Source organism: Streptomyces himalayensis subsp. himalayensis, from assembly GCF_013778455.1.
Lineage (GTDB): Bacteria > Actinomycetota > Actinomycetes > Streptomycetales > Streptomycetaceae > Streptomyces > Streptomyces himalayensis.
Genome location: NZ_JACEHE010000033.1, coordinates 62606 through 73352 on the forward strand (window position 1 = coordinate 62606; position 10747 = coordinate 73352).

Consider the following 10747-nt stretch of genomic DNA (forward strand, 5'->3'; position numbering starts at 1 on the left):
CCTCCCAAAGTCCAATGTTGTTGAGCGATCAACTACCATGTTTGATCATAGGCCACCACCGTCCGAAACGCACGGCGGAACGAGTAGGACCGCCGTCCCCCGAGGGAGACCGGATTGAGCGACGCGACGACTACCCCGGACAGCCGACGGATCTTCATCGACAAGCAGAGCCCCAAGGCCTACCACGCCCTGATCCAGACCTCCGAGGCGGTCCGAGCGACCGCCGCCGACGCAGGCCTTGACCGCTCACTCGTGGAACTCGTCAACCTCCGCGTCTCGCAGATCAACGGCTGCGCCTACTGCCTCAGTCTGCACACCAAGGCGGCCCTCCGCACGGGTGAGACCACGCAACGACTCGGAGTGCTGGCGGCCTGGCGGGATACGGAACTGTTCACACCGCGGGAACGTGCGGCGCTGGCCCTGGCGGAGGCGACCACCGACCCCTCGAACGCCACCGGGCAGGAGATCGCCTACGACACCGCCCGCCAGGTGCTCACCGACGACGAGATCTCCGCGGTGATCTGGGTGGCGGTGACGATCAACGCGTTCAACCGGGTCTCGATCATGAGCAGGCATCCCGTCCGCCCGGCTCCTGGGCAGTGACCGGATGGGCAGGTGCTGTCGCGTCGCGGTCATCGGGCGGAGGCCGCAACCCCCTGCCCAAGAACTCCAGTCCGTGATAGCCATGCTCAGCAGCCGCAAGGTCGAAGCGGGAACCGGCAATGAACGACCTAGGAGACCCCGAGATGCGTACGTTGATCAGCACTGCCTTTGTCTCGCTCGATGGCGTCGTGGAGGCCCCCGGCGGCGAGCCGGGCTACCGGAACTCCGGATGGACCTTCAAGGATGTGGAGTTCCTCCCGGAGGCGTTCGAGATCAAGGGCCGGGAGCAGCAGGAGGCCACCGCGATGATGCTGGGCCGGGTCAGCTACGAGGCGTTCAGCCCGGTCTGGCCGGGTATGGAGGATTTCGCCGACTACAACGGGATGCCGAAGTACGTCGTCTCCACCAGCCTCGCCGAGGACGACCTGGTGTCGGACTGGGGTGAGATCACGATCCTGCGCTCTCTCGACGAGGTTGCCGCTCTGAAGGAGACCGAGGGAGGGCCGATCATCATTCACGGCAGCGCCGCCCTCAACCGGAGCCTCTCCGACGCGGGTCTGATCGACCGCTACCACCTGCTCGTCTTCCCGTTGCTGCTGGGCGCGGGCAAGCGGCTGTTCAGCGACACGGACAAGGACGCCCAGAAGCTGAAGCTCGTCGAGCACGAGGCGTACGCCAACGGTCTGCAGAAGAACGTCTTCGACGTCGTCCGCTGACGAGCGCCGCTCTGGCAGTGCTGTGACGTGACCCGTCGGTGGCATGGCTCCATGTGCTGGCCGGATGCGCGGCGGCCGGGGCAGGTGACGCACCCTGCCCCGGCCGCCGCGCCGCCGCTCAGGCCGCGGTCACCGTTTGATGACCGGCCAGAAGGCGTCCCGCACGTCGGACTTGGCGGTGGAGACGAACTCGTCGCCGCCCGGCCCGTAGTCGTACCAGCCGTAGTACTCGTAGTGCAGGACCCTCGGGCAGCTTCCGCCGCTGATCTGCACCTCGCGCGGGTCGACGCGCTTTCCGGTGCGCAACTCGTAGACCTTCAGGGGAATCTTGACCTTGTAGAAGGTCACTTCGTGGGGGAGGTACTCGGACTTGTCGTTCTCGTAGTAGCACGTCTCGACGGCGGCTCCGTTCTTCGCCGTGTCCGCGCAGACCACGAGCGCGGCCTTGGTCGGGTCGCCGGTGCGCCAGTCCCGGGGGAGTTTGTCGGTGTACTCGGTGTCGCCGAGGAACATTGCGCGGTTGAACCCCTTGCGATACGGCGGGGCACCGCTGTACTTGGCGGGCGTGTCGCAGTAGCCGGACTTCGCGTCGGACGTGTTCTCGACCAGGCGGCGTACCGTGTCCAGTTCGATGGCGAGGGTGGCCTTCTTCACGCCGCTGCGTGCCTCGTCCGTGCGTGCGTCGTCCGGGTACTCGTCGAGGAGGTGCTGGTAGCGCGCCCGCGCCTGCTGCCAGTCGTCCTCGTCCATCAGGTCGTCGCCGCATCCCACCAGCGCGGCGGGTTCCGTACGCTTCGCGGTGTCGGCGGACCGGTCCAGTACATCCCGGGTGGGGTCGCGGTCGCGGAGCCAGTCGGTGATGTCGGCGGTGTCGCAGGAGTCCTTGGTCGGCAGGCCTTCGAGGAAGGTGTCCAGGACCGTCTTGACGGTCTGCTCGTTGCCGGGCTTGCTCAGGACGCCGGCGAGGATGCCGAAGCCTCGCTCCAGGTCCTCGATGTTCCCGTTTCGTCCGGCGCCGGCCAGGGTGGACGCGGCCCGCTCCAGCCGGTGACACGCCTCCACCACCGCGTCGCCGGGTTCGACCACCGGTGCGCCCGCCAGGCGGTGGCCCCACCACACCTCGCCCTGCGCGGCGACGGCCGCCTCGCAGTCGCCGCCCTCCCGGGCCTCGTTCACGCGGTCCTCGATGCCGTACGCGTCGACGCGCAGCAGTACGGCGGTCAGCAGCACCGCGACCGTGACGGCGAGCGCGCCCGCGCGCTGCCCGCGTCGTACGACGTGCTCCGCGCGCCGATGTGCCAGGAACCAGCCGTGGGCGATGCCGGCCGCCCACCACAGGAGCAGCAGGATCTCGCACCAGGTCTCAGCCGTCGATGCGGTGAGGTTGAGGAGCCAGCCGGTGCCGACCACGGCGAGCGCGGCCAGCCGCCAGCGACCCAGCAGGAGATAACCGATGCCGAGCAGCGAGGCGTTGCCGAGCGCCGCCGCCACCGGGTCGCACGGGGCCGGGGGTCGCCTGGGCGGCTCGGGAGGCTTCGGCGGCTCGGCAGGCGGCCGGTACGGGTCGTGTTCGTACGTCGGGGAGTCCATGAGCGATCACCCCTGAAGTGAAATGGGCGCCGGGCTGCGTACGGAGAACCAGTGGCGGCCTCTCTCGCCGCTCACCATCCACAGGGCCGCCACATCGATGCCGGCGATCACGAACATCGCAAGGCTGGGCGCCCCGGAGGCCAGCGAGCCGATGAAACCGAAGACCGTCCCGAGCGTCACGAAGGACAGGCACACGATGAGCACCACACGGATCCAGGGGCGGCGCCCCCGAGCCAGTGCGACGCAGACGACCATGAGCGCCGCCAGCGCCCAGCAGAACAGCGCCACGAACCAGGCCATGCCCATCGGCAGGAGCAGCTCCTGTCCGTGCTCCTGCTTGCTCTGGTTCTCCTCGGTGATCGCCCAGCCGCCGACGACCGTGCCCAGCGCGTGCGCGGTGACGACCACGAGGACGAAGATGAGGGCCCCGGGCATGCGCACCTTCTCGGGCGGACCGGGCAGGCCGGCCTGACCGGGCTGACCCTGCTGACCCTGCTCACCGGGCTGACCGGGCTGATGCGGAGAGTTCTGCATCGCGGATCACCTCACGCTTTCGTTGTCCGGAAGGTCGTAGACCCGGGCCCAGTCCACTTCGTAGACGGCGCTCTGCAGGTCGTCCCCGTGGAAGTTGTCGAGCTGGATGGTCTGGTGCATGGACGGGGCGCACTGGATGCAGTCGCGGTCCGCGTTCGCGCCGTCGGCGAAGCGGAACCACTCCTCGCCGTCGATGAAGCCGCGCAGATGGTCCGGGGTCCACTCGACGGCGACGTTGTGCCACTGCGACAGGTCCACGCCGCACTTCTGCGCGAACTCCTGCTGTACGGGCACGCCCTCCGGGTGCGGGTAGTGCAGGAACGCCTCGGCGCAGCTCTCGCCCGGGGCACCGTTCTCCAGGTAGTCGTACTCGCCGTCCTCGGGGTGCTCGTTCGAGTCCGGCCACAGGATCAGCAGCGGGTGGTACTGCCGCCCGTTGTCGGGGGCGGTGGCCCGGGAGCGTACGCGGGCCTCCCACCGGCCGTACTGCCGGCCGTACGGCGAGGCGAGCCAGCCGGTGTCGCCGTTCACCTCGCCGGTCATGCGCAGGACGCCGCCGACGACCCGGGTGTTGACGTCGCAGCGGCGGCCGTTGTCGCTGTGGCCGGGCCAGCACTTGCCGGGGCTGCCGCCCGCCAGGCGCCACTTGTCGCGGTCGGGTATGGCCGGGTCGGCCTCCGAGCCGTAGTCGAACTCGTCCGACCACTGCGGCAGCGGGTCGCCCCAGCCGTACCGCTCGGCGGCGGTCGTCGGATCGGCGGGGGCGGCGCTCACCGTGGTCGCCGTGAGCGTCGCCGCGAGTGCCGCCGCGCCGAACCCCACGGCGAGGTGCCGGGCGCGAAGTCGTCTGTCCATGGCTCTCCTTCAGCCTGTCGTGCGTGTGCGGACGCGGGGCGGCCCGAGCCCTCCCCTCGCAGGGCTCGGACCGCGCCATGGCCCGTCCGGGCCACGTCCCTCGGGTATTCGACCGCCGTACGCCGTTGTTCAGCAGGCCCTCTCCCGGCGCCGAACAACCTGGAGGCGCGAACCGAACGAAAGGGTCAGGAGGAAACGTGCAGATCGAGTGAACTCCCGTGTCTCGCCTGCCGATACGCTCCACATTCGGTTGCGCCCGTCCCGTGCGACTACCTACCGTGGGCGCCCGAACGGACGCGCTGGGTGATGGCCTGGCGAAGACTTGGGTGAACGAGGGCAGGGCGGGGCACGTGTCGGCAAGACCAGGACCGGGGCGCACCGAGGGCGAGCTGGATCCGGAGGCCGGGCCGCTGCCGCGGTTCGCCGCCGAGCTGCGCGCGCTGCGCGAGTCCGCGGGGAAGCCCACGTACCGGGCGATGGCTCAGCAGGCGCGGTACGGGGTGACCACCCTGTCGCAGGCGGCGGCCGGGAAGCAGCTGCCCACCCGCGCGGTGACGCTCGCCTACGTGAAGGCGTGCGGCGGCGACGTGATCGCGTGGGAGCGGCGCTGGCGCGAGGTGTCGGCCGAGTTGGCCGCAGAGGCCGCCGACGACGAGACCTCCCGACCGCCGTACCGCGGCCTGACCCGGTTCGAGCCGGGCGACGCCGAACTGTTCTTCGGCCGCGACCAGCTCGTGGAGCGGCTGACCGAGCTGAACCGCAAGCACCGCTTCACCGCCGTCTTCGGCCCCTCCGGCAGCGGCAAGTCCTCGCTGCTGCGCGCCGGCCTGATCCCCCGGCTGCGCACCCCGGACGATGGGGAAGAGGACGTGCCTCCCGCCGCCGTACGGATCCTCACGCCCGGTGCGGACCCGCTGCGCACGCACGCCGACCGGCTCCTGCCCGTACCCGGCACCGACGCCGACACCTGGCTGATCGTCGACCAGTTCGAGGAGCTGTACACCCTCGGCGCCGACCCGGCCGACCGAGACACTTTCATCGACCGCCTCGTCGCCGCCACCGACGCCGACAGCCGGCTGCGTGTCGTCATCGCGGTGAGAGCCGACTTCCTAGGCCGCTGCGCCGAACACCCCGGCCTCACCGCCGCGTTGCAGGACGCCACGCTGCTCGCCGGGCCGATGAGCCGCGCGGAGCTGCGGGAGGCCATCGTCCGCCCGGCCGCCGCGGACGGCCTGATCGTCGAACGCTCCCTGACCGACCGCCTCCTGGACGAGGTCGAGGGCGCACCGGGCGGACTTCCGCTGATGTCGCACGCCCTGCTGGAGACCTGGCGCCACCGCAGCGGGCGCGCCCTGACCGAGACCGCGTACGAGGCGGCCGGCGGGCTGCACGGCGCCGTCGTCCGTACGGCCGAGCAGGTGTACGGCGAACTCACCGCGCCGCAGGCCGAGCTGGCCCGCCGTATCCTGCTCCGCCTCGTCGCCCCTGGCGACGGCACGCCGGACACACGTCGGCCCACCGAGCACGCGGAGCTCGACTTCGGCAGCCCCGCCGACACCCGAGTGGTACTGGAACGCCTGGTCCGCGCCCGCCTCATCACCTTCGACGACGGCACCGTCGACCTCGCCCACGAAGCCCTCATCACCGCCTGGCCCCGCCTGCGCGCTTGGATCGACGCCGAACGCGACCGGCTGCGCGTCCACCGCTCGCTCTCCGAGGCGGCCCGCACGTGGCAGGCACTCGGCCGGGAGAGCGCCGCGCTCTACGCCGGCTCCCGTCTGCACGCCGCCCGCGACGCCTTCCCGCAGGACGCCGCCCGGCCGCACAGCACCACGCTGGGGGACGACCACAGCGACGAACTCACCCCGCTGGAGCGGCAGTTCCTCACCGCCTCGCTCCGGCGTCGGCACCGCGCCGTGCGACTGCGCCGTACGGTCGTGGCCGTACTCGCCGCGCTCGTGCTGCTCGCCACCGGCACCGCCGTCGTGGCCCTCCAGGCGCGCGCCACCGCGCAGGCCGAACGGGACGATGCGGTCTTCGGCCGCCTCACCGCCGAGGCTGACCGTGTCCGCGAGACCGACGCCGGGCTGGCCGCCCGGCTCGACGTCGCCGCGTACCGCATGCGTTCCACCCCGGACCTGCGGACCCGGCTGGCCTCGGACGCGGGCCGGGTGCTGGCCACCCGGCTGTCCGGGCACCGCGGTCTGGGCAGCTCCGTGGCGTACGCACCCGACGGCCGCACCCTCGCCAGCGGCGGCCACGACGGCACGGTCCGGCTGTGGGACACCGCCGCCCGGCCGGGGTCAGCGGACAAGCCGGAGGACATGGGGAGACCGCTGGGCAAACCGCTGCGCCTGAGTACGGGACCGGTCGGCGCGGTCGCCTTCGCTCCGCAGGACGGCGACATGCTGGTGGCCACCGGGAAAGGCGGAGGCATCCAGCTGTGGGACGTACGCGACCGGGAGCGGCCCCGCCCCGTCGGCCGGCCGCTGGTGAGCCACGACGAGGAGAACGTCGTCTCCGTCGCGTTCGCCCCCGACGGCCGGACGCTGGCCACCGCCGGCGACGACGGGACCGTACGCCTGTGGGACCTGAACGACCCGGCCCGGCCCGCGCCGCTCGGCGAGCCCGCCGAGGCCGACGACTCCGAGGCAGGCAGCGTCCGCGCCGTCGCGTTCGCCCCCGACGGGGAGACCCTGGCCACGGGCGGCTACGACGGCACCGTACGAATGTGGCGATACAGCGAGGACGACGCGACCGGCCTCGCACCGCTCGGCAAACCGCTGCGCGAACACACCGCCTCCGTCTGGACGCTGGCCTTCTCCCCGGACGGCCGGACGCTGGCCACGGCCGGCTACGACGAGACCGTACGGCTGTGGGACGCGTCCGACCCGAGCCGCCTCGAGCCGCTGGGCGAACCGCTCACCGAGCACACCGCGCCCGTCATGTCGGTGGCGTTCAGTCCCGACAGCGAGACGCTGGCGAGCGCGGGCGAGGACGACTCGCCCATCCTGTGGAACGTGGCCAACCCCGCCTACCCGCAGCAGCTCGGGGAGCCGCTGACCGGTCACACGGAGGCCGTGTGGGATGTGGCCTTCCATCCCGACGGCCGTACCCTCGCCAGCACCGGCGCCGACGGCAGCGTCCGCCTCTGGCACCGGCCGCCGACCGTCCTCACCGACTTCACCAACCCCCTGACCGCCGTCGCCTACAGCCCCGACGGCCGTCTGCTCGCCGCCGCCAGTACCGACGACGGGCTGATCCGCCTGTGGGACGTGGCCGATCCGGGCAACCCGCGCCGCCTCCTGCGCACGCTCACCGGCCACGAGGACGAGGTGCTGTCCGTCGCCTTCGCCCCGGACAGCCGGGCGGTGGCCAGCGGCTCGAAGGACGGCACCGTACGGCTGTGGGACGTCTCCGCCCCCGAACATCCCGCCCCGCTCGGCGAACCGCTGGACGCGCACGACGGCGGCGCCCTCGCCGTCGCGTTCGCCCCGGACGGCCGGGCGCTGGCCACCGGCGGCGAGGACGACACGGTGCGGCTGTGGGACGTACGGCGACCGGACCACGTACGGCCGCTCGGCGAACCGCTGCGCGGCCACACGGACGCCGTCACATCCGTGGCCTTCGCACCAGGCGGCCGCACCCTGGCCACCGGCAGCGAGGACAACACGGCGCGGCTGTGGCACGTGGGCGACGGGGCGCGGGCACGGCCCGCAGGCGCTGCTCTCACCGGGCATGACGAACCGGTCAACGCGGTGGCCTTCACCCCGGACGGGAAGACACTCGCGACGGGCAGCGACGACCGTACGGCACGGCTGTGGGACGTGGAACAGGCGGACCGCGTACGTCCGGTGGGCGAGGAGCTGGCCGGGCACCGCGGGCCGGTCAGGTCCGTGGCCTTCGCCCCGGACGGGAAGACGCTGGCGACCGGCAGCGGCGACCACACGGTCCGCCTGTGGGACGTGGCGGACCCGGCCCGTGCCGAGCCCGCCGGCCAGGAACTGACCGGCCATATCGACACCGTCACCTCCGTCGCGTTCAGCCCGGAGGGCGACGCCCTCGCCTCCGCCGGTTACGACCTGACGGCCCGGGTGTGGAGCCTGGGCGCGGACCGCGCGGCGGACTACGTCTGCGACCGCACCGGCGGCGTCCTCACCCGCGCCGAATGGGAGGAGCACCTGCCGCAACTCGGGTACCAGGCGGTGTGCGAGGGGCGTTAGGCCCTGTCGTCAAACTCCCGTCGTCCGTCCGAAGGGCGGGCCCCGCGCCGTCTGGTGCGTGCAGCTGCAAGGCGGAGGAGGGAGGCGAGGCGGTGGGGGCACCTCCTACGCCCTTAAGGCAGTGGGGGAGCGTGCCAGACGGCGCGGGGCTGGGGGCACCTCCCAGCGGTAGCTGGGGGAGGGAGTTTGACGACAGGGCCTAGGGGCCGCCAGGGGCGCTCAGGGGATGGTGAACTTCAGCACGGCGCCGTCCTTGTTCTGCGCGACGACGGTGGCCTTCAGATCGTCGCCCCACTTGGCCACACCGCCCTGGCCACCGAGCCGCATCACGGAGCTCGGTGTCTCGAAGGTGACGGAGTCGTCCCCCGGGGTGACATGCACGTCCACCCCGTTCGCCGTGATCCACACCGGCGAGGTCACCAGGACCTCGCATGCGCCGTCCGAGCAGGCGTCGATGTTCTTGCCGTCCGCCGCCTTGGGCAGCGGGCCGGTGGGGTCGGGCGAGGGCGAGGCCGCCTCCTCGTCGGGATTCCAGCCCGGGGCGCACTGCTCGGCACGCTTGTACGCGGCCGCGAGCTGCGGATCCTTCTGCGTCAGCGCGAGGAGATCCGGCTGGGGCGGGGTGAGGGACTGGACGCGCTTGTCGACGTCCGCGACGATGCCCTCGGCGTCGTCGACGGCATCGATCGGTGACACCTCGTCGAGGTGGTCCGCGACGCCCTTCACCTTCTTCAGCAGGGCGTTGCGCAGCCGGTCGGCCGCGGGAACGCCCGACGGGTCGAGGTCCGTCAGGGCGCTCTCCACGTCGTCCACCGCCAGCGGTGTCCGGGAGAGGTAGCTGACGGCGAAGAACTGGGCGTCCGAACCGGCCTCGTCCGGGTTCCGGATCTGCTTCAGGTCCGCCGCGCTCTCCGCCCGGAGGTCCTTGAGGGCGCTCGTCTGCACGCACATCTCGCCGACCCACTTGACCAGTTCCTTGGACGGCGGCCGTGTCGGCGTCGGCTTGGCCGACGCCTTGCCCGACGCGCCGGTCTCCTCGTCCGTCCCGCCACCGCAGCCGCCGACGGCCAGTACCAGCCCGGCGGCCACGACGGCGACGCTCCCTCTCTTGACCATCCAAGGACCTCTCTCCGTGCTGTGATCCCGACGTCTTCGCGGTGCGGATCCCGGCACCGTAGGCCCAGTTCAGCGCGGGACGGATTGTTCAGTCACCCGGTCCGCAGCAGTGAACAACGTCCGATGGCTGAGAAGACTGCCCGCCAGTGAAGTTCGCGCGGCCGCCGCAGGGGTGGAGTCCATCAACGGCCTCAAGGCCACAAGCCACTCGCGCACAGTTCGAGCCGGTTCTCATGGACGGGCCTTCAGGCCGGGAACCCGGGTCGGCGTATTGCTGCCGATGCGCCTCTCGGCGCCATGACATACCGCTGAAATGTCGCTCTGGGAGTCTAGGGCGACAGGGGAACGGTGTTCCGCATGTCAGGACGGCGTCTTGCATTGACCGGGGGCTCCGGGTCGTCCATAGTGCTGCGAACATTCTTCGAGACCTGCAGCCACCCGGTCTGGAAGGACCCAGGAACCGAAGCTGAAGTGCGGTATTGGGGAGAACGGGATGAACACTGACGCCACCTCGAGCCTTCCCGGAGACTTCATGCTGGCTGTGTACCTGGACGGACAAGGCCGTGTTCCCGGCTATCGCGCCGGCCTCGACTTCGGTCTGAGCGCAGCGATGCTGATAGAACTCGCTCTGGACGGCTTCATCCATACCGTTGACGGATACATCGTCGCAGTCCACGGTGCAGAGCCGCATGACCCCATGCTCCGCGAGGTTCTCGTGCGGATCCGGTCGTGTCGCAAACGGCGCAGGGCATCGGAGTGGGTCAGGGCCCTGAGCGTCAGCGCGCACAAGCGCCTCTCGGCCGGCTTGATCGCTGACGGTGTCCTTGTTCGCACGCCGAGGCGGCTGCCGTTGCCGACCGGGTCGGCTCGTCGCTACGACGTCCTCCGTGGGGAGCGGCGAGATGCCGCGGTCCGGTCCCTGGGCGATGCGGCCGATTCCTCTCATCGCTCCGTTGCGCTGGCTGCGCTGGCGAGTGCGTGCGGGGCCACGTCGGGCGGTCGAGAGTGGAGCGAGTCCGAGGCAACGCTGCGATCACTGAGCCCGACCTGCGCCCACATCCTGACTGCAGTCGCCGACTGCGTGCGGCCGCTGGCGTTCCCTTCTTGGGA

The 10747-nt window shown here is 71.3% G+C and carries 8 protein-coding genes; 4 read left to right on the top strand and 4 right to left on the bottom strand.

The genetic code is table 11. The features are described 5' to 3' along the window. Nucleotides 1-114 precede the first annotated feature (114 nt). A complete protein-coding gene (locus H1D24_RS34885) occupies nucleotides 115-603 on the top strand; it encodes a carboxymuconolactone decarboxylase family protein (RefSeq protein ID WP_181661739.1) in 489 nt (162 codons plus the stop codon). A 143-nt stretch (nucleotides 604-746) separates the two neighbouring features. Continuing rightward, nucleotides 747-1319 (top strand): dihydrofolate reductase family protein, encoded by a 573-nt coding sequence (locus H1D24_RS34890; protein WP_181661740.1) that lies wholly within the window; start codon nucleotides 747-749, stop codon nucleotides 1317-1319. A gap of 129 nt (nucleotides 1320-1448) precedes the next feature. Here H1D24_RS34890 and H1D24_RS34895 read toward each other — a convergent pair whose 3' ends face one another. Genes H1D24_RS34895 through H1D24_RS34905 form a run of 3 tightly spaced genes read right to left on the bottom strand, consistent with a single transcriptional unit; the run spans nucleotide 1449 to nucleotide 4298 of the window. Beyond that, the gene (locus H1D24_RS34895; RefSeq protein WP_181661741.1) at nucleotides 1449-2909 is read right to left on the bottom strand and encodes a tetratricopeptide repeat protein; all 1461 of its coding nucleotides are present in this window, start codon (nucleotides 2907-2909) and stop codon (nucleotides 1449-1451) included. A 6-nt stretch (nucleotides 2910-2915) separates the two neighbouring features. Next, nucleotides 2916-3443 carry a hypothetical protein gene (locus H1D24_RS34900; RefSeq protein ID WP_181661752.1) on the bottom strand — a complete coding sequence of 176 codons (528 nt, stop codon included), beginning with the start codon at nucleotides 3441-3443 and terminating at the stop codon, nucleotides 2916-2918. Between the two features lie 6 nt (nucleotides 3444-3449). After that, the gene (locus tag H1D24_RS34905; RefSeq protein ID WP_181661742.1) at nucleotides 3450-4298 is read right to left on the bottom strand and encodes a glycoside hydrolase family 16 protein; all 849 of its coding nucleotides are present in this window, start codon (nucleotides 4296-4298) and stop codon (nucleotides 3450-3452) included. A 350-nt stretch (nucleotides 4299-4648) separates the two neighbouring features. Here H1D24_RS34905 and H1D24_RS34910 point away from each other — a divergent pair, with 350 nt between their 5' ends. Further along, a complete protein-coding gene (locus H1D24_RS34910; RefSeq protein WP_181661743.1) occupies nucleotides 4649-8521 on the top strand; it encodes an nSTAND1 domain-containing NTPase in 3873 nt (1290 codons plus the stop codon). Between the two features lie 219 nt (nucleotides 8522-8740). On the opposite strand, the gene H1D24_RS34915 is transcribed toward H1D24_RS34910, so the two are convergent. Further along, nucleotides 8741-9637, bottom strand: coding sequence for a hypothetical protein (locus H1D24_RS34915; protein WP_181661744.1), 897 nt, complete (start codon nucleotides 9635-9637; stop codon nucleotides 8741-8743). A gap of 493 nt (nucleotides 9638-10130) precedes the next feature. Here H1D24_RS34915 and H1D24_RS34920 point away from each other — a divergent pair. Continuing rightward, nucleotides 10131-10747, top strand: a 617-nt coding sequence (locus H1D24_RS34920) for a GOLPH3/VPS74 family protein (RefSeq protein ID WP_181661745.1), incomplete at its 3' end; no start/stop codon positions are given.